This is a genomic window from Leptothrix mechoopdaensis (SeqCode), from assembly GCF_053893855.1.
Genome location: NZ_CM132699.1, coordinates 3,659,245 through 3,681,227 on the forward strand (window position 1 = coordinate 3,659,245; position 21,983 = coordinate 3,681,227).

Consider the following 21,983-nt stretch of genomic DNA (forward strand, 5'->3'; position numbering starts at 1 on the left):
GCCGCGTCCATCCCGGACGCGACCTGTTCCGGCGGACTTCCGCCAACCTCGGGCGCCTGGTCGCGGGCACCCTTCCAAGTCTGGAGAAAACCATGAAATTCGTCGCTTACGCGCGTGAACTGCAGGGGACCGGAGCGAGCCGCCGCCTGCGCGTCTCGGGCAAGGTTCCGGGCATCGTCTACGGTGCCGGCCAGCCTGCCCAGATCGAGCTGGACCACAACGCGCTGTTCCATGCGCTGAAGAAGGAAGCCTTCCATTCCTCCGTGCTGGAGATGGACCTGGCCGGCAAGACCGAGAAGGTCGTGCTGCGTGACGTGCAGATGCACGCCTTCAAGCCGCTGGTCCTGCACGTGGACTTCCAGCGCGTGGACGCCACCACCCGCATCCACAAGAAGGTGCCGCTGCACTTCATCAACGAAGCCGAGTCGCAGGCCGTCAAGTTCGACAAGTGCCTGATCACCCACGTGATCGCATCGGTCGAGATCGAGTGCCTGGCCGAGAAGCTGCCCGAGTTCCTGACCGTCGACCTGGGCGGCCTGGCCAAGGGCCAGTCGCTGCACGTCGATGACATCAAGCTCGACGCCGGCGTCAAGATCATCACCCACGGCAAGAAGAACCCGGTCGTCGCGACGGTGGTGCCGATCGTCGAGGAAGAGATCGTCGTCGCCGCCGCGCCCGCGCCCGCCAAGGGCAAGGCCGCCAAGGGCAAGAAGTAAGCTGTCGACCGGCCGCCCCGTGCGGCCAGCCGATCAAACCCCGCTGCGGCGGGGTTTTGTCTTTCCGGAGCCATCGCCATGATTCGACTCTTCGTCGGCCTGGGCAATCCCGGCCCTGAATACGAGGCCACGCGGCACAACGCCGGCTTCTGGTGGATCGACGCGCTGGCCCGGCGCTGGAACTGCCACCTGCAGCCGGACCGCGCCTACCACGGGCTGGTCGCGCGCACGACGGTCGGCGGCCAGGCGGTCTGGCTGCTGCAGCCGATGACCTACATGAACCTCTCGGGCAAGTCGGTGGCGGCGCTGGCGCGGTTCTTCAAGGTCGAGCCGGCCGAGATCCTGGTCGTGCACGACGAACTCGACCTGCTGCCCGGCCAGATGAAGCTCAAGCAGGGCGGGGGCGCTGCCGGTCACAACGGGCTGAAGGACATCCAGGCCCAGCTCGGCTCACCCGACACCTGGCGGCTGCGCCTGGGCATCGGGCACCCGGGCGTGCGCTCGGAGGTGGCCGCCTTCGTGCTGCGCAAGCCGCCGGCGGCCGAACGCGAGGCGATCGAGGGCTGCATCGCCAAGTCGCTCGACCATGTCGAGCTGATGCAGCGTGGCGAGCTGGTCGCCGCCCAGCAGAAGCTGCATGCGCAGCCGCCCCGGCCCAAGCCGCCCAAGCCCGTGAAGACGGAATCGTCGAATCAGCCGGATCAGCCGCCCGACGTCACCTGAGCCGCCAGCGCCTCGGCCTGCAGCACCTCGTACTTGTGCTGCAGCTGGGCCGGCGTCTCGACGTGTTCGGGGTTCACCGGGATGCATTCGACCGGGCAGACCTGCACACATTGCGGCTCGCCGAAATGGCCGACACATTCGGTGCAGCGGGCCGGGTCGATGACGTAGTAGTCCGCGCCCATCGAGATCGCCTGGTTCGGGCACTCGGGCTCGCAGACATCGCAGTTGATGCACTCCGCCGTGATCATCAGGGCCATGGGGGGATCGTCCTCAACCTTCGGCCTGGCGGGCCGCGACGCGGCGCTTCAGGCGTTCGAGCACCGAAGGTGCCACGAACTTGGAGACATCACCGCCGAGCACGGCAATCTCGCGCACGAAGGTGCCGCTGATGAACTGGTACTGGTCGCTGGGCGTCAGGAACAGCGTCTCGACCTCGGGCATCAGCTGGCGGTTCATGCCGGCCATCTGGAACTCGTATTCGAAGTCGCTGACCGCCCGCAGCCCGCGCACCACGACCTTGCCGCCATGCGCGACGACGAAGTCGCGCAGCAGGCCGCGGAAGGCCACCACCTCGACGTTCGGATGCTGCGCGGCCAGCTCCTGCGCGATCTCCAGCCGTTCCTCGACGCTGAACATCGTGCGCTTGTGATGCCCCGCCGCGACCGCGACGATCAGGCGGCTGAACAGCCGGCTGGCGCGCCGCATCAGGTCCTGGTGTCCCAGCGTCATCGGGTCGAAGGTGCCCGGGTAGATGGCCGTGAGTTGGTGGGTCACCGGGGTCAAGACAGGCTCCTCGCGCGCATGGCGCCGCTCGGGTTACGGGGGGTTGCAGTTTACCGGCGCCCCCTCGGGGCTCAGGCCGCCAGCAAGGGCGTCAGCAGGTGGAAGTGGACCAGCCCGGCGCGACCGTTGCGGTGCAGCCTCAGGCCGAGCGCGGTGGCCGTCGCCTCGTCCAGCGGCTGGCCCGATTCCAGGTAGATCCAGCCGTCGTCGCGGACGATGCGGCGCGCGGCCTGCAGCGCCGGGCCGTCCAGGCCGAGGCCGAACGGCGGATCGAGCAGCACGAGGTCCCAGGACCGCTCGGGCTGGCCGCGCAGCCAGGCCTGGGCATCGGCGCGCTGGACCTGCACCCGGTCGAGCGCGCCCAGGCGCTGCGCGGCGGCGGCGAGCGTGTGGATCAGCGCGACATCCTGCTCGACCAGCACGACCCGTGACGCGCCGCGCGACGCCGCCTCGAAGCCCAGCGCGCCGCTGCCCGCGTAGGCATCGACGACCTGCCAGCCCGACAGGTCCTGGCCCAGCCAGTTGTAGAGCGTCTCGCGCACGCGATCCGGCGTCGGACGCAGGCCCGGCCGGTCGGGCACCAGCAGCTTGCTGCGCTTCCACTGGCCGCCGATCAGGCGAACCTCGCCGGCGGGGCGCGATGCGGGACGTGTGCTGGAACGGGGGGACGTGGTCATCGACAGATTGTAGGAAGCCGCCCTGCCTACAATTTCCCCTTCCCATCCAACCACGTGACCGGACCGGCGGGCCCCTCCCGCACCACGACGGATACGTCGCGGTCCCGCGCCCGACCATGTTCAGTTTCCTGCGCCGCAAGGCGACCCCGGCGAACACGCCGGCCCCCGCCCCGGCCACCAGCCCGGCCGCGACTTCCACGCCCCAGACACCGGCCGCGACAGCCGGCTGGCTGGACCGCCTGAAGGCCGGCCTGCGCCGCACCGGCTCGTCGATTGCCCAGGTCTTCACCGGCACCCAGATCGACGAGGCGCTCTACGAGGACCTCGAAGCCGCGCTGCTGATGGCCGACGCCGGTGTCGGCGCCACCCAGCACCTGCTGACCGAGCTGAAGCGGCGCGTCAAGGAAACCAAGGCGACCGATCCGCAGGCCGTCAAGGCGCTGCTGGTCGAGGTGCTGACCGAGCTGCTGCAGCCGCTCGAAGCCGCCTTGCAGGTCGACGCCCACACGCCCACCGTGATGATGGTCGCGGGCGTCAACGGCGCCGGCAAGACGACCACCATCGGCAAGCTGACCCGGCATCTGGCCGAGGCCCAGTGCAAGGTGCTGCTGGCCGCCGCCGACACCTTCCGCGCCGCCGCGCGCGAGCAGCTGTCGGTCTGGGCCGACCGCAACCAGGTCGAGATCGTCAGCCAGGAAGGCGGCGATCCGGCCGCCGTCTGCTTCGATGCCGTCAAGGCCGGGCAGGCGCGTGGCTGCGACGTGGTGATCGCCGACACCGCCGGCCGGCTGGCGACGCAGACGCACCTGATGGAGGAACTGCGCAAGGTCCACCGCACGCTCGGCCGGGCGATGGAAGGCGCGCCGCACGAGGTCGTGCTGGTGGTCGACGGCAACACCGGCCAGAACGCGCTGGCACAGGTCAAGGCCTTCGACGCGATGCTGGGCCTGACCGGCCTGGTCGTGACCAAGCTCGACGGCACCGCCAAGGGCGGCGTGCTGGCCGCCATCGCGCTGTGGGGCCGTGAACGTGCCGCACAGGGCAAGGGCGTGGTGCCGGTCTACTTCATCGGCGTCGGCGAAGGCCTGGCCGACCTGCAGCCCTTCGATGCGCGCGAGTTCGCGCAGGCACTGCTGAACTGAACCGGGGCTCGGGCCTCGACCTGAGGCCCCGAGTTCAGGCTTCGGCTTCGGCGGCGGCCGCAGCAGCCGCAGCCGCCACGGTCTCGCGCAGCGAAGCCGCCGCCTGGACCTCCGCCAGCTGGCGGGCCCGCCAGGCGCGCACCCGCGCCAGCACCGCCTCGACCGCACCGCCCTCGCCGGCCGGCAGCTCGCGCGACAGCTCGCGTTCGGTCGGCGCGGGTTGTGCCGCCAGCCAGGCCGACAGCGCGTCGCGCTGGTCGGCGCCCAGGCGTTCCGGCGCCGGGCCGGATTCGCGCAGCAGCGGCAGCTCGACATGGGCATCGCCCACCCAGGCCAGCGCCGGCACGCCGAGCAGCTCGGCCGCATCGGCCATCACCTGACCGGGGTCGACCACGGCCCAGCGCGCGCCGCGCAGCATGCTCAGCTGGTCGGGCAGCGACTCGACCTCGCGGCACAGCACGCGGGCCTGCGCGATGCGCTCGCGCTCGTCGTCGCCGCGCGGGCCGTCACCTTCGACCAGCACGACGCGCGTGGCCAGGTCGGCGTGTTCGGCCAGCCGCATGCGCAGGGCCTGGATGCCGGCACGGTCCATCAGCCAGACGATCTTGTCGGTCTGCGGCAGCGACAGCAGCCGGGTCACCGACGCGACGACGGCATGGCTGTCGTGAACGTCGAAGTGGTGCGTGGCCAGGCCGTAGGACGTCTCGGTGCCGAACTGGGTTGCCCAGCTCGGGTCGAGGTCGAACGGCAGGCCCAGGCGCATCAGCGCGCCGCGCAGGCTGCTGACCTCGGACCAGACCGCCGACAGCGCATCCACGCGCAGCTGGCCGGGGATGCTGACGACGCGCTCGGCGTCCACGCCCAGGCGGCGCAGCGCACGCAGCGGCGCCGGACGGGCCGGCGCCAGCAGCAGGTCCGACAGCGGCTCGATCAGGCTGTTGCGGGCCGGCGCATCCTGGCCGGCCTCCAGCCGGACCAGCGGCAGGCCACGACGCTGCGCGCACAGCGCCAGCGCCTGCAGCGCCTCGGTCGAACCGAGCAGCAGCACGGCGGTCGGACGCAGTTCATCGATCACGCGGCCCATGCGCTCGAAGGCCGGCACCAGCAGGCGTTCGAAGCTGGCATCGGCCGGCAGACCCAGGTGCAGCGCCGCCTCGGGCGCCGGCAGCAGGCGTTCCATCTGTTCCCAAGGCCAGACCGTCGCGCGGGTGCCGGGGTTGACCAGCACCAGGCGCGGCGCGTCGGCCTGTGCGGCCATGCCCTTGGCCAGCGCGGCCAGCTTCAAGGCGGCGCTCTCGGTGTCGGCCAGACACAGCAGGACCTCGGCACGGCGACGCGCGCCCATGCGGTCGGTGCGTTCGACCGGCGCGACCTTCAGCGGCGCCTCGGCCGGCGTCGGCGACAGCACGCGCGCGGAGATCGCGTGCATGTCCAGCTCGGCGTCGTCGCGCACCTGCGCCTCGATCGCCTCCAGGTGCCGGGCCGATGCGGCCAGCAGCGCGTCGACGTCGTCGAGCAGTTCTTCGCTCGGCGGCTCGGGCAGCGTGGCGGTCAGGTTGGCGAGCGGGTCGAGTTCGTCGGCGACCGATGCCATCGCCTCGTCGAACGTCGGCGCGGCAAGGGCAGCCGGCGACACGGCCGGCGACCCCGCCGTTGCGGCAGCGGCGGCGGCATCCTGCGCCGCCTCGGCGGCCACCAGCGCGGACAGGCTGCGCGCCGGCACGATCACCGGGGTGAAGTCGTTCTCGCCGATCTCCTGGCGCAGCTCCTCGGCTGTGCGCTCGACCAGCGCGCCGTCGACGTGGTTGCGGCCGTCCAGGAAGGCGGCCAGCAGCACGCGGTTGCACAGCCGGTTCAGGCGACGCGGCACGCCGCCGGTCCAGCGGTAGAGGCTGTCGAAGGCGTCCAGCGCGAAGGTCGGCCGGTCGGTCCAGCCGACGTGCTTCAGGCGGTGCTCGACGTAGCCCTGGGTCTCCTCGAAGCCCAGCGGGCCGAGGTGGTAGGACGCGGTCACGCGCTGGCGCAGCTGCTCCATCGACGGCGATTCGAGGATGCGGCGCAGCTCCGGCTGGCCGACCAGGAAGCTCTGCAGCAGCGCCTTGTTGCCGAGCTGGAAGTTCGACAGCATGCGCAGTTCCTCGACCGCCCGCGGGTCCAGGTTCTGGGCCTCGTCGACGATCAGCAGCGCGTGGCGGCCCTGCGCGGCCAGTGCCGTCAGGAAGGCTTCCAGCGTGGCGATCAGGTGCGGCTTGGAGTTGCCGCTGGAGGGGATGCCGAAGGCCGTGATGATGGCCTGCAGCAGCTCGCCCGATTCCAGCTGCGTGCTGACGATCTGCGCGGGCAGCACCTTCTGGCGGTCCAGCCCTTCGAGCAGCATGCGCAGCAGCGTCGTCTTGCCCGCACCGATCTCGCCGGTGATGACGATGAAGCCCTCGGACTGCGTGACGCCGTATTGCAGGTAGGCCAGCGCCCGTCCGTGACCCCGGCTGTTGAAGTAGAACGCCGGGTCGGGGTTGAGCTGGAAGGGCTGGCCGTGGAAGCCGAAATGGGACTCGTACATCGAGGTTCCGTCAGAAGCGGTGGAGCAGACCGAAGGAGATCGACGTCTGGTTGGCGTCGGCGAGCAGGGTCGAGTTGACCCAGAGGCGGTTCAGCGAGATCGACCCGGTCGTGCGCGGCGAGAACGACTCGCTCAGGCCCAGGCGCACGTTGTTCGTCTCGGTCTGGGTACCGGCGTTGGTGCCGAGCCCGACGGTCAGGGTGCGGCCGAGCGAGAAGTCGGCGGTGGTCTCCGGCCTCAGCCGGCGGCTCAGGCCCAGAGTGCTGCCCATCTGCCGGGCGTTGCTGGACACCAGCGGCGGCAGGTCCTTGCCGAGCAGGTCCTCGATGCGGCTGTAGAACATGCGCAGCGTGACGGTGTGGCGCACGCCGAGCAGGGCCACCGACAGGTCGCCGCCCTTCTGCAGCTGCGCGGTGGTCGAGTACAGGTTGAGCGGACTGCCCAGCGTGGTCGGCAGGTTGCGCTGCGCGATCAGCTGCTCGACCGCTGCGGCGCGATCGGCCGGGTTCGGGATGCGCGTGGCGAGCATCGAGTCGAGCAGCGCGACCAGGTCGGCGCCGGCCGGCAGGGCCGCCACCTGGGCCGCGTAGGTCGTGGCGCCCTGGCGCAGGCTGCCGTTGACCGCCATGAACGGCGAGCGGTGCGTGAAGTTGACGTTCCAGCCGGTGCCGAAGAAGCGCTTCTCGGCCAGCGCATCCAGCCGCGTGCGCTCGCTGGGGGTCCAGATGAAGCCCCCGCCACGCAGGGTCTCGGTCAGGTCGTTGCTGCCGAACTTGCCGTGGTCCCGGCCGCCGCTGACGATCAGCAGCAGCTGCTGCGGCACGGCCGCGTAGAGCAGCGAACCGCGCGCGGTCTCGAAGGTCACGTCCGACACGGCCGAGCCGCTGAAGGACGAGGCCTGGCGCTGGCCGTCCACGCGCAGGCCCAGCGGCTGCGGGCGCAGCTCGTAGAGGCCGGTCTGCTGCGACAGCGTTGCATTGCCCAGCTGTCCGGCGCTGGCCGGGTTCTGGACCCAGCTGTGGTCGGTGCGCAGCTCGATGCGGCCGTCGGTGCCGAGCTCGCGGGTGACGTACGGGCTGATGCGCTCGCGCGTCGTCGTGCCACGCGTGTAGACGGTCTGCGACGGCACGTCGAGCAGGCCGAAAGGCGTCGGCGTGCTGCTGTCGGCGCTCAGCGTCGCGTCGAGGAACAGCAGGCGCTCGGCCAGCTGCACGGTGGTGTCGGCACGGGCGTTGGGCAGGATCCGGTCGGCGCGGCTGCGGCCGACGTAGGTCACCAGGTCGGAGGCCAGCGCGGCGTCGACCTTCAGGCCGGGGCGGTTGATCCGCACGTCCAGCCGGGGCGTCGCCACCACGACCGTGTCGGCGCGGGCGGCCGAACCGGTGCTCAGCGAGATGTTGTTGGTCGTGGTGCTGCGCAGCTGCACCGACGGCCGCACCTTCACGGACTGCGACACGCCCGCGGGCGTCGGCGCGTCGACCGCCAGTGCCGGATCGAACGGCAGGCCGTCGCGGCCGAGGGTGCCGGGCGCGGGGGTGCGGTTCTGCTGCTGGCCCGTCACCTGGGCCTGCGCCGGTGCCAGGACGCAGCCCAGCAGCAGCAGGCCGGTGACCAGCCCGCTGCGGCGACGGGCCTCAGCTCGCGTAGTAGTAGCCATAGCCATTGCCGTTCCCCTTGCTGTGGCATTTGTTGAGCACGGACAGCACGACGGGGCATTCGGCCACGGCGGCGTAGGCCTGCGTCACCTGCGCATGGGTGGTCTTCTCGGCTTCGACCACCATCACGACCTGGCCCATGTGGGTGGCCAGCACACGCGATTCGGTCGTGGGGATCAGCGGCGGCGCATCGAACACGACGATGCGGTCCGAGTACTTGGACGCCAGCTCGTCGAGCAGCTCGTCCATCGCGGTGCTCGCCAGCAGCTCGGTCGAGTTCTTGTTGGCGGCGCCGGCCGGCAGCAGGCTGAGCTTGTCGATGTTGGTGCGCAGCAGCACGTCCGACAGCGACAGGTCCTTGTTCTGCAGCACGTCGAGCAGGCCCCGCGCAGGCTCGACGCCCAGGCGACCCAGCACGGACGGGCGCAGCACGTCGGCGTCGACCAGCAGCACGTGGTGGTCGACCTCCATCGCGATGCTCATCGCCAGGTTGATCGCGAAGAAGGTCTTGCCTTCCTCGGGCATGGCGCTGGCAACCTGGATCAGGTTGGGCCGGGCGATCTTCTGGCCACCGTCGCCGCGCGCATTGGCCAGCAGCGGGCGCTTGACGATGCGCATCTGCTCGGCAAGCTGCGAGCGCACCTGCGACGGCACGAGGTAACCCTCGCGCTCCAGCCGGGCCACGTCGATCGTGACCTCGCGCGAGCGCCGCACCGGTTCGGCCGGCGCGGCCGGTGCCGGCATCGCCACGGCGGCGGCCACGGCGGCGTGCTGGTCGGGTCGCAGCGGCACGGCGGCCGGACGGGGCGCCGCAGCCGGCGGCAGGGGCATGTCGGGCACCTGGATGCCCGCGCGCTTGAGTTCTTCAAGCCGCTTGTTGGCTTGTTCGATGAGGCTCATCGTGTGCGTCCTTGGGCGTCGTGTTCAGGTGCCGGAATGGATCGCCACGAAGGTGATCCAGCCGATGTGGCCTAGCAGGAAGAGACCCGCCACGCCGGCGACCCGCAGGCGCTCCTGGCGGGCCAGCGCGAGGGCCGGACCTTCGATGATCCGGGTCAGGCCGCCCAGCACGGGGCGCTTGGTGAACTCGCGCAGCTCGCGTTCGTTCGAGAAGGTCGGCTTGATGATGGTCATCGCCCAGGCCGTGCCGATGCCGGCCAGCAGCGACAGCAGCATCATCGCCATCGCCAGCTGGATGCGGCTGGGGAAGACCGGCTGCGGCATGACGCGCGGCGGCTCGATCAGGCGGAAGTCGGCGATCGAGCCGGTCTGGTCGATCTTGACGCCCAGCGAGGCGGCCTCGCGGCGCGACACCAGCTGCTCGTAGTTCTTGCGGATGATGTCGTAGTCGCGGTTGAGCTGGGCCAGCTCGGCCTCGGCCTGCGGCATGCGGCCGGCCTGGGCGCGGATCTCCTCCAGCCGGCTGTTCTGCGTGCCGAGCTGGGCGCGCAGCGACGCGACGTTGGCCTCGGCCTCCGTCAGGCTGATGCGCAGGCGCTGGTAGACGGGGTTGGTTGCCGCGCCCACCGCCTTCGGACGGTTGCTCTCGATCCGCGCCTTGGCGTCGTGCTCGACGCGGCGCTGCTCCTCCAGCTGCGAGATGGTGCGGCGCACGGTGATCACGTCCGGGTGGGCGTCGGTGTAGCGGCGCAGCAGGTCATCGAGCTGGCGGCGCTGGACATCCAGGCGCGCGTCCAGGTCGGGCGTCAGCGACGACGGCGCCGAAGCCGCGTCGACCGGCAGCTGCGGCAGCTCGGCGGCCAGTTCCCGCTTGATCGCGTCACGCGACTGCTCGGCCGCGCCGAGCTGCGAGCGCAGCCGGTTGATCTCGTCGGTGATGGCGCCCATGCGCGCGAAATAGTCCTGGTTGGTCGTCGAGGCGACCGTCAGGTTGCGCAGCTTGAAGTCCTTGAGCCGGTTCTCGGCCTCGACCAGCTTGGTCTCGTAGTCCTTGATCTGCTCGTCGATGAAGCGGCTGGCCTCCTCGGAGTCCTTGCGCTTGCCCTCGGTGCCCGAGGACATGAACATGCTCACGAGGGCCTCGACCAGGCGCAGCGCGCGGGCACTGTCCGGGTCGCGGTAGCTCAGCGAATACAGGTTCGGCCCGCCGGTGTTCTCGACCTTGATCGATTTCATCAGCAGCTCGATCGTCGCCTCGTCCTCTTCCTGCTTGCCGGTCGACAGCCCGATCGCCGGGTTCTTGACCAGCAGTTCGACGTTCGGCCGCGAGATCAGCGTGCGGCCCAGCATGCGGACCTGCTGGTCGATGTCGGGCTGGAACGCCAGCCCCGCCATCAGCGGCTTGAGCACGGTCTGGGTGTCGACGTAGACGCGCGCGGTCGCCGCGAAACGCTCGGGCACCAGCCAGACGATCGCCGCGCCGACCAGGGCGAAGGCCCAGGTGACGGTCACGGCCAGCCAGCGGTAGCGCCAGACACCGCGCGCGATCTGCGCAGCCTGTCTGTAAATCTCGTTCATTCCTGAATTCATGCGAGCTCTTGGCCGTTGGGCAGGATGCTGCAGACAGGGCCGCGTTCCGGAACGGACGGCCCCTGCGGGAGACAGAGCGGCGGGCGGGCCCGGCGGCGCGCCCGGAGGTTCGTCAGAACCAGCTCTGCGGGACGATGATGATGTCGCCCGGCTTGACGTCGACGTTGGCCGAGATGTCGCCGCGCTTGAGCAGGTCCTTCAGCCGGACGCTGTACTGCTTGCCAGCCTCGGAGCCGCGCACCAGCACGGCGCCGTTGCCGTCGGCGAAGTCGGTCAGGCCGCCGGCCTGGATCATCACGTCGAGGATGGTCATGTTCTGGCGGAACGACACGGCCTGCGGGCGCGTGGCCTCGCCGACGATGCGGATCTGCTCGGCATAGGCGCCCTGGAAGCCGCTGACCACGACGGTCACGACCGGATCGCGGATCACGCGGGAGAGCGACTGCTCGATCTCGCGGGCCAGGTCGGCCGGGTTCTTGCCGGCAGCCAGGACGTCGTCGACCAGCGGGGTCGAGATGCGGCCGTCCGGGCGCACGGTCACGTTGGCCGACAGCTCGGGGTTGCGCCAGACGACGATGCTCAGGCCGTCGAGCGGTCCGATCTTGTAGCGATGGCCGACCGTCTCGGCCGAACGCGGCGCGGGCGGAAAGCCGTTGCCCAGGCTGCCGCAGCCAGACAGGCTGGTCAGGGCACTGACGGCGGCCAGCGCCAGGGCGGCACCGCGAAGGGCGCGTCGGGTGGTCGAGAACGGTCTCATGTGCATACCTCTGTTGATGGGGTGGGCCTGACTGCAAGCACGCCGGGAATCCTAGCGTGGCTCGCTTGGGAAACCCGGGCTTTCCCCCTGCTCACAGGGCCACGCGTGCACTATGAACGAGGGATAGGACGCACTTTCCCGCCCGGTTTGGGGGACCAGACCCGATCTGGAAAAGAAAAAGGCGCATCGAACGATGCGCCTTTTCTTTTCCGGACTGCCGGTGGCAGCGCCCCGGGCCGAGCGCCGGGCCGCCCCAAGCCGGCCCGACCCCTCGGGGGTTGGCTGCGGTCATCCGCAGCCGGGGCTCACATCAGTGGGCACCTTCGCGGAACAGCACGACCGAAACGGTCTCGATCAGCACCTGCAGGTCCAGCAGCAGCGAGTTGTTCTTGACGTAGTACAGGTCGAACTGGTGCTTGCGGCGGGCGTCCTCGATCGACGCGCCGTACGAGAAGCGCACCTGGGCCCAGCCGGTCAGGCCCGGCTTGACGGTGTGACGCAGGTCGTAGAACGGGATCTGCTCGCGCAGCTGGGCCACGAACGACGGACGCTCCGGGCGCGGGCCGACCATCGACATCTCGCCACGCAGCACGCTGATCAGCTGCGGCAGCTCGTCGATGCGGGTCTTGCGGATGAACGCGCCGATGCGGGTGATGCGGTTGTCGTTCTTGGTCGCCCAGCGCGCCACGCCATCCTTCTCGGCGTCGGTGCGCATGCTGCGGAACTTGATGCACTGGAAGGTCTGGCCGCCCAGGCCGACACGCTCCTGGCGATACAGCGCAGGGCCGCGGCTGTCGAGCTTGATCAGCACGGCGGTCACCAGCATCAGCGGCGAGGCCAGCGTCAGCAGCGTGGCCGAGCTGACGATGTCGAAGGTGCGCTTGGTGAACTCGCGCAGGCGACCCTGCACGAAGCCTTCGCCGTAGACCAGCCAGCTCGACTTCAGGCTGTCGACCGGCACCTCGGCCTTGGTGCGCTCGTAGAAGCCGGCCAGGTCGAGGATCGGCACGCCGGCGATGCGGCAGTCCAGCAGCTGGTCCATCGGGACGCCACCGCCACGTTGCTCGCGGACCGCGACGATGATCTCGCTGACGCGGTGCTCGCTGACCAGGTCGGTCATGCGGCGACGGCCGTCGAACATCGGCACGCCACCCTCGATGGTGCTGCCGGCCTCGGCGGTCTCCTTGGCAGACGGGAAGATGCCGACCACCTCGTAGCCCTGCCACTGCTCGGCCGAACGCAGGTCGGCACAGACCTGGGCGGCCTCGGCGCCGCTGCCGACGATCATCACGCGGCGGGTGCCGACGGCGCGACGGACCATGAAGGCGGTGCCGCGGTACAGGGCCATGCCGCCCATCAGGTACATCAGCGAGTAGCCGGTCAGGCGGCTGGCATAGCCGTCGTAGGCGAGGAACTTGACGCTCAGGTAGGTGATGTAGCCACCGACCAGGAACACGAAGACGATCCGCAGCACGACCGGCACGAAGCCCAGGTTGCGGTGCCGGTACAGGCCGACGAAGGAGTACATCAGCGCCATCACCAGCGCGAAGACCAGCGCCGACAGGATCACGTCGGGCGTGCCGATCGAGGCCAGCGCGGCACCGCCGATCGCGACGTTGGACAGGGTCATGGCCGCCAGCAGGGTGGCGACGAAGCACAGCAGGCCATCGGCCAGGAGTTCGACGAAATGCGTGCCGGACGTGCGGTGCTGAAAGACTCGGAACATTCAGGAATCCCCCTGTGTCGGTGCCTTCCCGGAAATCCGGGGGCTTCTTTGACACGATGAAAGGGATTTTCGGCACACCCCCGCCCCGGACAACCCTCCATCCACGTGTTGGAGGCCCTTGTTGCAAGCAACAGGCAGGAAGCGTGAAGGAGTGGCGCCCCGTTGCAACGCACCGGCAACGCAAATGTTCATTTCGGGCCGTGTTTTGCGCCCGAAATGCAAATCGCGCCGGACAGGCCGGCGCGACGATGAAACAACGCTTCAGGCCCTGGCCATCAGAAGCGGGGCATCAGGAACGGTGCATCAGCACTTGAGTCCGACATGCAGCGCCACGACGCCGGCCGACAGGTTGTGCACGTCGACATGGCCGAAGCCGGCCGACTTCATCATCCGCTTGAGCTCGGCCTGCGGCGGGTGCATGCGGATCGACTCGGCCAGGTACTGGTAGCTCTGCGCATCGCCAGCGATGAGCTGACCCATGCGCGGCAGCACCTTGAAGGAGTACCAGTCGTAGACCTTGCGCAGCGGCGCGGCGACCTGCGAGAACTCCAGCACCAGCAGCTTGCCGCCGGGCTTGAGCACACGCGCCATCTCGGCCAGCGCGATGTCCTTGTGGGTCATGTTGCGCAGGCCGAAGGCGACGCTGACGATGTCGAAGCGGGCATCCGGGAACGGCAGCTTCTCGGCATCGCAGCAGGCCGCCGGCAGGCTCATGCCGTCGTCGAGCAGGCGGTCGCGGCCAGTGCGCAGCATGGCCTCGTTGATGTCGGTGTGGACCACCAGGCCGGTCGGGCCGACCTTGCGCGCGAACTGCTGCGTCAGGTCGCCGGTGCCGGCGGCGATGTCGAGCACCTGCTGGCCTTCGCGGGCACCCGACACGGCGATCGTGTAGGCCTTCCAGACGCGGTGCAGGCCCATCGACATGACGTCGTTCATGACGTCGTAGCGCGAGGCCACGGAATCGAAGACGCCCCGCACCAGCCGGGCCTTCTCGCGTTCGTCGACGGTCTTGAAGCCGAAGTGGGTGTCGCTCATCGTGGGGCCTCAGTGACTGGCGCAGGCGCTGCCGGACTTCGGCGGCATCGGGGCGTCGCGCTCGACGCCGGCGGCCTGCAGGCGGGCCTCGTAGTCGGCCCACAGCTCGGCCTGGCGCGCGCCCAGCTCGTACAGGTAGTCCCAGGTGAAGATGCCGCTGTCGTGGCCGTCGCTGAAGTGCGGCTGGATGGCGTAGTGGCCGACCGGCTCGACCGCGTCGACGTTGACCAGCCGCTTGCCGGTCTGCAGCGTCTCCTGGCCCGGGCCGTGGCCCTGCACCTCGGCCGATGGCGAGTACACGCGCATCAGCTCGAACGGGATGCTGAAGCTCGCGCCGTCGGCGAACTCGATGGCCAGCAGGCGGCTCTGCTGGTGCAGCGTCAGCGCGGTCGGCTGGGCCTTGGGGGTGTGGCGCGAACTCATCGCGGCCTCAGGCCTTGCCCTGGTTGGCGACGGCCGCCGCGGCCTTGGCGACGGCATCGGCATCGCCCAGGTAGTAGCTGCGGATCGGCTTCAGGTCGGCGTCCAGCTCGTAGACCAGCGGCACGCCGTTGGGGATGTTGACGCCCACGATGTCGGCATCGGCGATGTTGTCGAGGTACTTGACCAGCGCGCGGATCGAGTTGCCGTGCGCGGCGATCAGCACCCGCTTGCCCGAGCGGATCGTCGGCGCGATCGACTCGTTCCAGAACGGCAGCACGCGCGCCACGGTGTCCTTCAGACATTCGGTCAGCGGGATGTCGTCGGCGGCCAGCCTGGCGTAGCGCACGTCGGCACGCTGGCCGCGCGGGTCGCCGGCTTCCAGCGCGGGCGGCGGGGTGTCGTAGCTGCGGCGCCAGATCAGCACCTGCTCGTCACCGAACTCCTTGGCCATGTCGGCCTTGTTGAGGCCCTGCAGCGCGCCGTAGTGGCGTTCGTTGAGGCGCCAGCTGTGGGTGACCGGCAGCCACGTGCGGTCCATCTGGTCCAGCGCGTGCCAGAGGGTCCAGATCGCGCGCTTGAGAACGGAGGTGTAGGCCAGGTCGAACTCGTAGCCACCCGCCTTCAGCAGCCGTCCGGCTTCCTTGGCCTGCTCCACGCCGGTCGGCGTCAGTTCGACGTCGGTCCAGCCGGTGAAGCGGTTCTCGAGGTTCCAGGTGGATTCGCCGTGGCGGATCAGGACGAGCTTGTACATGGTGGTCGGGCCGGTTCGTTGGGGCCGCGAATTCTATAATCCGCCCCCTTCTTCCAGAGACCCGCCCACAAGCGGCCGCCCCCACGTGAGCTTCCTCATCGACAACTGGTACTGGCTCGCAGCAGCCGTGGTTTCCGGCATCGCGCTGTTCGTGCCCGCCCTCTCCGGCGGCAAGGCCGGCATCGCCGTGCAGGACGCCGTCCGGCTGATCAACCGCGAGAAGGCCGTCGTGATCGACGTCTGCACGAGCGTGGAATACGCCGGCGGCCACATCGCCGGCTCGCGCAACATCCCGCTGGACCAGCTCGAAGGTGCCAAGGGCCTGCCGTCCAACAAGGCCCAGCCGCTGGTGGTCGTCTGCGCCTCGGGCAAGCGCGCCAGCCGCGCCGCCGCCCAGCTCGCCAAGCTCGGTCACGAGAACGTCAACGTGCTGGCCGGTGGCCTGGCGGCGTGGCGCGAAGCCAACCTGCCGGTCGAGAAGTCGGCCTGATCGTCGAGACATTCGACCTGCTGGCGGCGGGGACGCGCCGACCGCCGGCTGCAGGGCGATGACGGCGCGATGACAATCGGATCCGTCCCGCAGCGCCCCTCGCGCCGCGATCCGCCCTCCCTGGCCCGATGCTTGCGAAGTCGCCCGCCATGAACCACGTCAAGATGTACACCACGCAGGTCTGCCCGTTCTGCCTGCGCGCCAAGGCCCTGCTCAAGCAGCGCGGGGTCGAGCAGATCGAGGAGATCCGCATCGACCTCGACCCGCAGCAGCGCGACGCGATGATGTCGCTGACCGGTCGCCGCACGGTGCCGCAGATCTTCATCGGCGACACCCACGTCGGCGGCTGCGACGACCTGATCGCGCTCGACCAGCGCGGCGGCCTCCAGCCCCTGCTTCAGGCCGCCTGACGTGAAGGGCTGGCGCCGCGTGGCGCCAGCGTCACGCCGGGGCTGTTCCGGCGGCAAGGCCCGGGCGCACAATCGCGCTCCCCGCCACACCGGTCGATCCTGGATCGCCCCCGCTTCGTGAGCCACGCCTCATCCCAACACGTCAGCGCGCGCGCGCTGGCCGGACTGACCCTCGGCGCCCTGGGGGTGGTCTACGGCGACATCGGCACCAGCCCGCTGTACGCCCTCAAGGAAGTCTTCCACGCCGGTCACGTGCCGGCCACGCCCGACAACATCCTCGGGGTCCTGTCGCTGATCTTCTGGACCATGACGATCGTGGTCTCGCTGAAGTACGTGCTGCTGATCCTGCGCGCGGACAACAACGGCGAAGGCGGCCTGATCGCGATGCTGGCGCTGGCCACCCACGCGGTGCGCGAGCGGCCCCGGCTGCGCGACACGCTGATGGTGGTCGGCCTGTTCGGCACGGCGGTGTTCTACGGCGACGGCGTGATCACGCCGGCCATCTCGGTGCTGTCGGCCGTCGAGGGCCTGGAGGTCGTCGCCCCGCAGCTGCACCAGGTCGTGCTGCCGATCACGCTGGTGGTGCTCACCGGCCTGTTCGCGGTGCAGCGTTTCGGCACCGGCGGCATCGGCAAGTTCTTCGGGCCGATCACGCTGGTCTGGTTCTTCGTGCTGATCGCCCTGGGCCTGCCGCACGTGTTCGAGAACCCGGCCGTGCTGGTCGCGCTGAGCCCCGGCCACGCGATCCACTTCTTCGCCGAGAACACGCTGGTGGCCTTCATCGCGCTCGGCGCGGTGGTCCTGTGCGTGACCGGCGGCGAGGCGCTCTATGCCGACATGGGCCACTTCGGCAAGCTGCCGATCCGGCTGGCCTGGTACGGCCTCGTGATGCCCGCGCTCGTCGTCAACTACTTCGGCCAGGGCGCCATGCTGCTGGCCACGCCGGAGGCGATCGAGAACCCATTCTTCCTGATGGCCCCGGGCTGGTCGCGGCTGCCGCTGGTCATCCTGTCGACCGCCGCGACGGTGATCGCCTCGCAGGCGCTGATCTCGGCGGCCTTCTCGGTCACCAAGCAGGCGATCCAGCTGGGCATCCTGCCGCGCATGGTGATCAAGCACACCTCCGTGCGCGACACCGGCCAGATCTACGTGCCCTTCATCAACTGGGGCCTGTACGTCTTCATCGTGCTGGCGGTGGCGCTGTTCAAGAGCTCGTCGAACCTGGCCTCGGCCTACGGCATCGCGGTGACGCTGGACATGACCATCACGACGGTCATGACCTTCTACGTGATCCGCTACGGCTGGCGCTATCCGCTGTGGCTGTGCCTGGCGGCGACCGGCTTCTTCTTCGTCATCGACGTCACCTTCTTCGCCTCGAACATGCTCAAGCTGTTCGGCGGCGGCTGGTTCCCGCTGGTCATCGGCATCGGCATGTTCACGCTGATGCTGACCTGGAAGCAGGGCCGCGCGCTGATGAGCGAACGCCTGCGCGACGACGCGATCGACCTGAAGAGCTTCCTCGACGCCGTCTTCATCAGCCCGCCGACGCGGGTCGAGGGCACCGCGGTGTTCCTGGCCGCCGAGCCCGGCATCACGCCCAACGCGCTGCTGCACAACCTCAAGCACAACAAGGTGCTGCACGAGCACAACCTGTTCGTGACGGTGCGCCACCACGACATCCCGTGGATCGGCTTCGACCAGCGCATCCAGATGGAGCCGCTGGGCCATGACTGCTGGCAGGTGATGCTCAACTTCGGCTTCAAGAACGACCCGGACGTGCCCGAGGCGCTCAAGCTGCTCGAAGGCCGCGGCGTGCCGCTCGACGAGATGGACACAAGCTACTTCCTGTCGCGCGACATCGTCATCCCGACGATCGGCGAAGGCATGTCGATCTGGCGCGAGAAGCTGTTCGCCAACATGCACCGCAACTCGGCGGCGGCGGCGGACTTCCTGAACCTGCCGTCGAACCGGATCGTCGAGCTGGGCGCGAAGGTCGAGATCTGAGTGTGGGCGGGCGGGGTCGTCAGACCCGCGCCAGCCGGACCACCAGCAGCGCCAGCAGCGCGCCCCAGAACACCCCGGCGGCATGGGCCAGCGGGGCGATCACGATGTCCCAGCCGGCCACCCGGTTCAACGGCGCCTCCCAGGCCCGCTCCAGCAGCAGCTTGACCAGCAGCCCGACGGCCAGCGCCTGACCGAGGCGACGCTCGCCGCGCACGCCGCCCCGGCCGTCGCTGCGGCTCCAGAGCCAGACCGCGCAGACCGCGACGCCCGCGTGCAGCACGCCCGACAGCCCGCCGTAGCGCTGCAGGCCGGGTTGCAGCAGCAGGCTCAGGTGGGTCAGCGGCCAGGCCAGCGCCCAGGCCCACGCCATCTGGCGTGACGGCTGCAGCAGCCAGCCGAGTGCGGCCACCAGCGTCGCGCCCGCCAGGTTGGCCAGCAGGTGGGTGGCGCTCAGGTGCATCCAGGCGGCGCTCCACCAGCGCCACGGCTCGCTGAAGGCCCGGTCAGGGCGCCAGGCCAGCACCTCGCGGCCAAGTGCGTCGGCCGGTCCTGACAGCATCGCCGGCACCACCAGCACGCAGAGCATCACCAGCCAGGCGACCTGGCCGGCGCTCCAGCGGCGCGGGCGCAGCAGCAGCTTCCAGCTCATGGCCAGGCCCGTGTCGACAGCCGGGCGCCGTCGCGCTCGCTCAGGCCGGGAAGACGTGGGACCACAGCGCCAGCACGGCCTCGCGGTGGGCGGCCATCGCGCCCAGGTCGTCGAGCGGCAGACGCGTGGCGGCCTCGTCCAGGCGGGCCCGGTGCTGGGCCCGGCGCATCTCGCGGTAGGCATCGGCCGCCGCGTGGCCCATGCCCGTCGTCAGCAGGCCGGCGTCCTCGGCACGTTGCAGCAGCGCGATGTTGCCGGCGTTGTCCTGCAGCGCCGGCACGGCCGCACTGTGGCTGAGCACGAGGTGCTGGACGACGAACTCGACGTCCATCATCCCGCCCGGGCTGTGCTTGAGGTCGAACTCGCCGTCCGGCACGGCATGCGCGGCGCGGACCTTCTCGCGCATCGCGCGGATCTCCTCGCGCAGCGCGGCCTCGTCACGCGGCGCGCACAGCACCGCGCGGCGGGTGGCCTCGAAGGGCGCCGCCAGCTCGGTGGCGCCGGCACACCAGCGCGCCCGCGTGATGGCCTGGTGTTCCCAGGTCCAGGCGGTGTTGCTGCCGCGGCCCTGCTGGTAGCGCTCGAACGAGGCCAGCGAGGTCACCAGCAGCCCCGAGTTGCCGTTCGGCCGCAGGGCGGTGTCGATGTCGAACAGCGCGCCAGCCGAGGTCCGCAGCGACAGCCACGGGATCAGCTTGCGGGCGAAGGCGGCATAGACCTCCGGCGCGCGCTCGTCCTCGTCGTCGAACAGGAAGACGATGTCCAGGTCGCTGCCGTAGCCCAGCTCCTTGCCACCCAGCTTGCCGTAGGCGATGACGGCGAAGCGCGGGCTGTCGCGGTGGCGCTGGCGCAGGTGCTGCCAGGCCCAGCGCAGCGTGCAGTCCAGCGTCGCGTCGGCCAGCAATGACAGGTCATCGGCAACCTGCTCGACGCTGATCTCGCCTTCGACGTCTCGCACCAGCGTCCGGAAGGTCTCGGCATGGTGGGCGCGGCGCAGCGTGTCGAGCAGCGATTCCTCGTCGGCCTGGCCGGAACGGACCCAGGCCGAATGGCGCTCCTCCAGGTCCTGGCGGAAGCCGGCCGCATCGAAGCGCGCGTGCGCCAGACGGGCATCGGCCAGCTCGTCGATGACGCCCGGGTGCTGCATCAGGTAGCGCATCGGCCAGCGCGCCAGCGCCAGCAGCTTCAGCAGCCGGCCCAGCACCTGCGGTCGTTCGGCCAGCAGCGCGAGGTAGCTGTCGCGGCGCAGCAGCGGTTCGACCCAGTCGATGAAGCGCAGCAGCGCCTCGTCACGCTGGCGCGGCGTCAGACCCTCGTGTTCATCGATGATCCGGCGCGAGCGCACGAACAGGTGGGTCAGGCGCTGGCGGGCCTCGTCGCGGAGCATGACCACGCGCGGATGCTCGACGAAGCGCTGCACCCGCGCAGCCACCTCGGCGCTCAGGCCGACCAGCAGCGCCGGGCTGTCGAGCGTCATCGGCTCGCCGCCGCAGCCCTTGCAGCCGCTGCCGCCACGGGCCGGCGGGCGGCCGTCGTGCAGCAGCGCGTCGAACTCGGTCGCGACGGTCTCGCGGTGGTCGCAGAGCTGCTCGATCAGCTCGCAGGTCTCGGCCTGGCAGACGAGGCCCAGCGACCGCGCGATCCACGCCAGGTCACCATCGGCCGTCGGCAGCTGGTGGGTCTGCTGGTCGTCCAGGTACTGGATGCGGTGCTCGACCCGGCGCAGGAAGGTGTAGGCCCGCGCCAGCTTGTCAGCGATCTCCGGCTTGATCAGCCCGACGGCCGCCAGCCGCGGCAGCGCCTTGAGCGTCTGGCGCGTGCGGATCTCGGGGAACTGGCCGCCGCGCACGACCTGCAGCAGCTGGACGATGAACTCGATCTCGCGGATGCCGCCGCGCGAGAGCTTGACGTCGTTGGCTCGCTCGGGCCGGCCGGCGGCGCGGCGGTTGGCCTCGTCGCGGATCTTGCGATGCAGCTGGCGCAGGCCCTCGAACACGCCGTAATCGAGGTAGCGGCGGTAGACGAAGGGCGCGACGACATCGCCCAGCGGCCTGGCGCGGCCGGTCTCGACGGCCGAACGCGGCGCGACGACGCGGCTCTTGAGCCAGGCGAAACGCTCCCACTCGCGGCCCTGGACGAGGAAATACTCCTCCAGCATCGCCAGGCTGACGACCGGCGGGCCGGCATTGCCGTTCGGGCGCAGCGCCAGGTCCATGCGGAAGACGAAGCCGTCCTCGGTCGCCTCGCCGATCAGCGACTGCAGCGAACGCGCCAGCCGCGCGAAGTACTCGTGGGCGGTGATGACGCCGCGGCCGTCGGGCTGGCCGGTGGTCTGGCCCTCTTCCTCGTAGACGTAGACCAGGTCGATGTCGGACGACACGTTCAGCTCGCGCGCGCCGAGCTTGCCCATGCCGATGATCCAGAAGTCGATGTCGCCGCCGGCCTCGTTGCGCGGCGCGCCGTGCAGGGCGTCGAGCTCGGACCGTGCATGGGCCAGTGCCGCATCGAGCGTGACCTCGGCCAGCTCGGTCATCGCCAGGGTCACGACCGGCATCGGCGCCTGCTGCTCGACGTCCAGCACGACCAGGCGCTCCATCACCATCTGCCGGACCAGGCGCAGCGCCGAGGGCAGCGGGCGGTGCTTCAGGCTGGCCAGCGCGGCCTCGATGGTCGCGCGGCAGGGAGGGCCCGGCAGCAGCAGCGCGAGCTTGTCGCCCAGGACCCGGCGCACCCGCTGGACATAGCGGCTGTGGGCCGCATCGGCCAGTGGCAGGGCCTGCGGGCCCGTCGGGATCGTCACGTGTTCAGTCAAGTCCTCGCCCTCGCATGTCCGGTCCGACCGGGTCGGTTCCGGCTCTGTCGGGGTGCTCGCCCGGCCGGGCTGTGCAGCAGAAACGGCGCGAGTATCGTCGTCGTGCCGTGGCTGACGGAGCAATGGGGATTCTCCCCCGCCGCTTCAGAATCGCCTGGGCACGGACCGTCCGGCGGTCCG

General features: G+C 70.1%; 20 protein-coding genes. 6 read left to right on the forward strand and 14 right to left on the reverse strand.

What is annotated here, in order from left to right:
• Nucleotides 1–92 precede the first annotated feature (92 nt).
• Nucleotides 93–716: a 50S ribosomal protein L25/general stress protein Ctc gene (locus ACWA7K_RS15785; protein ID WP_456162351.1), complete on the forward strand. Its 624-nt coding sequence runs from the start codon at nucleotides 93–95 to the stop codon at nucleotides 714–716.
• A gap of 78 nt (nucleotides 717–794) precedes the next feature.
• Nucleotides 795–1,439 (forward strand): aminoacyl-tRNA hydrolase, encoded by a 645-nt coding sequence (gene pth / locus ACWA7K_RS15790; RefSeq protein WP_456162352.1) that lies wholly within the window; start codon nucleotides 795–797, stop codon nucleotides 1,437–1,439.
• On the opposite strand, the gene ACWA7K_RS15795 is transcribed toward pth, so the two are convergent.
• The 3 genes from ACWA7K_RS15795 to rsmD form a co-directional block, all read right to left on the reverse strand.
• Nucleotides 1,418–1,696 carry a YfhL family 4Fe-4S dicluster ferredoxin gene (locus ACWA7K_RS15795; RefSeq protein WP_456162353.1) on the reverse strand — a complete coding sequence of 93 codons (279 nt, stop codon included), beginning with the start codon at nucleotides 1,694–1,696 and terminating at the stop codon, nucleotides 1,418–1,420. The genes pth and ACWA7K_RS15795 overlap by 22 nt on opposite strands.
• A 13-nt stretch (nucleotides 1,697–1,709) precedes the next feature.
• Complete coding sequence (coaD, locus tag ACWA7K_RS15800) at nucleotides 1,710–2,222, reverse strand: pantetheine-phosphate adenylyltransferase (protein WP_456162354.1); 513 nt, start codon at nucleotides 2,220–2,222, stop codon at nucleotides 1,710–1,712.
• Between the two features lie 71 nt (nucleotides 2,223–2,293).
• Nucleotides 2,294–2,899, reverse strand: coding sequence for a 16S rRNA (guanine(966)-N(2))-methyltransferase RsmD (gene rsmD / locus ACWA7K_RS15805; RefSeq protein ID WP_456162355.1), 606 nt, complete (start codon nucleotides 2,897–2,899; stop codon nucleotides 2,294–2,296).
• A gap of 116 nt (nucleotides 2,900–3,015) precedes the next feature.
• Here rsmD and ftsY point away from each other — a divergent pair, with 116 nt between their 5' ends.
• Nucleotides 3,016–4,041 carry a signal recognition particle-docking protein FtsY gene (gene ftsY, locus ACWA7K_RS15810; RefSeq protein ID WP_456162356.1) on the forward strand — a complete coding sequence of 342 codons (1,026 nt, stop codon included), beginning with the start codon at nucleotides 3,016–3,018 and terminating at the stop codon, nucleotides 4,039–4,041.
• Nucleotides 4,042–4,075: 34 nt separating this feature from the next.
• Here the strand turns inward: ftsY and ACWA7K_RS15815 are convergent, their stop codons facing one another.
• The 9 genes from ACWA7K_RS15815 to gpmA all read right to left on the reverse strand — a co-directional run bounded on the left by ACWA7K_RS15815 (nucleotide 4,076) and on the right by gpmA (nucleotide 15,438).
• Entirely contained in the window at nucleotides 4,076–6,601 is a 2,526-nt protein-coding gene (locus ACWA7K_RS15815; RefSeq protein WP_456162357.1) for an XrtA/PEP-CTERM system-associated ATPase, read from the reverse strand.
• A 10-nt stretch (nucleotides 6,602–6,611) separates the two neighbouring features.
• Nucleotides 6,612–8,258, reverse strand: a complete 1,647-nt coding sequence (locus ACWA7K_RS15820) for a TIGR03016 family PEP-CTERM system-associated outer membrane protein (RefSeq protein WP_456162358.1) — start codon at nucleotides 8,256–8,258, stop codon at nucleotides 6,612–6,614.
• Complete coding sequence (locus ACWA7K_RS15825) at nucleotides 8,236–9,156, reverse strand: XrtA-associated tyrosine autokinase (protein WP_456162359.1); 921 nt, start codon at nucleotides 9,154–9,156, stop codon at nucleotides 8,236–8,238. The genes ACWA7K_RS15820 and ACWA7K_RS15825 overlap by 23 nt, the downstream gene beginning before the upstream one ends.
• Nucleotides 9,157–9,180: 24 nt before the next feature.
• Entirely contained in the window at nucleotides 9,181–10,734 is a 1,554-nt protein-coding gene (locus ACWA7K_RS15830; RefSeq protein WP_456162360.1) for an XrtA system polysaccharide chain length determinant, read from the reverse strand.
• Nucleotides 10,735–10,858: 124 nt separating this feature from the next.
• Nucleotides 10,859–11,503, reverse strand: coding sequence for an XrtA/PEP-CTERM system exopolysaccharide export protein (locus ACWA7K_RS15835; protein ID WP_456162361.1), 645 nt, complete (start codon nucleotides 11,501–11,503; stop codon nucleotides 10,859–10,861).
• A 310-nt stretch (nucleotides 11,504–11,813) separates the two neighbouring features.
• Complete coding sequence (locus tag ACWA7K_RS15840) at nucleotides 11,814–13,229, reverse strand: sugar transferase (RefSeq protein WP_456162362.1); 1,416 nt, start codon at nucleotides 13,227–13,229, stop codon at nucleotides 11,814–11,816.
• Between the two features lie 303 nt (nucleotides 13,230–13,532).
• On the reverse strand, nucleotides 13,533–14,264 hold the full coding sequence (gene ubiE, locus ACWA7K_RS15845) for a bifunctional demethylmenaquinone methyltransferase/2-methoxy-6-polyprenyl-1,4-benzoquinol methylase UbiE (protein WP_456162363.1): 732 nt from the start codon (nucleotides 14,262–14,264) through the stop codon (nucleotides 13,533–13,535).
• 9 nt (nucleotides 14,265–14,273) lie between these two features.
• The gene (locus tag ACWA7K_RS15850) at nucleotides 14,274–14,687 is read right to left on the reverse strand and encodes a gamma-butyrobetaine hydroxylase-like domain-containing protein (RefSeq protein ID WP_456162364.1); all 414 of its coding nucleotides are present in this window, start codon (nucleotides 14,685–14,687) and stop codon (nucleotides 14,274–14,276) included.
• A 7-nt stretch (nucleotides 14,688–14,694) separates the two neighbouring features.
• Entirely contained in the window at nucleotides 14,695–15,438 is a 744-nt protein-coding gene (gene gpmA, locus ACWA7K_RS15855; protein WP_456162365.1) for a 2,3-diphosphoglycerate-dependent phosphoglycerate mutase, read from the reverse strand.
• Between the two features lie 85 nt (nucleotides 15,439–15,523).
• Here gpmA and ACWA7K_RS15860 point away from each other — a divergent pair, with 85 nt between their 5' ends.
• The 3 genes from ACWA7K_RS15860 (at nucleotide 15,524) to ACWA7K_RS15870 (ending at nucleotide 18,342) form a co-directional block, all read left to right on the forward strand.
• The gene (locus ACWA7K_RS15860; protein WP_456162366.1) at nucleotides 15,524–15,928 is read left to right on the forward strand and encodes a rhodanese-like domain-containing protein; all 405 of its coding nucleotides are present in this window, start codon (nucleotides 15,524–15,526) and stop codon (nucleotides 15,926–15,928) included.
• Nucleotides 15,929–16,077: 149 nt separating this feature from the next.
• The gene (gene grxC, locus ACWA7K_RS15865; RefSeq protein WP_456162367.1) at nucleotides 16,078–16,338 is read left to right on the forward strand and encodes a glutaredoxin 3; all 261 of its coding nucleotides are present in this window, start codon (nucleotides 16,078–16,080) and stop codon (nucleotides 16,336–16,338) included.
• A gap of 117 nt (nucleotides 16,339–16,455) precedes the next feature.
• The gene (locus ACWA7K_RS15870; protein ID WP_456210188.1) at nucleotides 16,456–18,342 is read left to right on the forward strand and encodes a potassium transporter Kup; all 1,887 of its coding nucleotides are present in this window, start codon (nucleotides 16,456–16,458) and stop codon (nucleotides 18,340–18,342) included.
• A gap of 19 nt (nucleotides 18,343–18,361) precedes the next feature.
• On the opposite strand, the gene rrtA is transcribed toward ACWA7K_RS15870, so the two are convergent.
• Both rrtA and glnE read right to left on the reverse strand, forming a co-directional pair.
• The gene (gene rrtA, locus ACWA7K_RS15875; protein ID WP_456162369.1) at nucleotides 18,362–18,991 is read right to left on the reverse strand and encodes a rhombosortase; all 630 of its coding nucleotides are present in this window, start codon (nucleotides 18,989–18,991) and stop codon (nucleotides 18,362–18,364) included.
• 40 nt (nucleotides 18,992–19,031) lie between these two features.
• Nucleotides 19,032–21,791 (reverse strand): bifunctional [glutamate--ammonia ligase]-adenylyl-L-tyrosine phosphorylase/[glutamate--ammonia-ligase] adenylyltransferase, encoded by a 2,760-nt coding sequence (gene glnE, locus ACWA7K_RS15880; RefSeq protein WP_456162370.1) that lies wholly within the window; start codon nucleotides 21,789–21,791, stop codon nucleotides 19,032–19,034.
• Nucleotides 21,792–21,983: the final 192 nt, after the last annotated feature.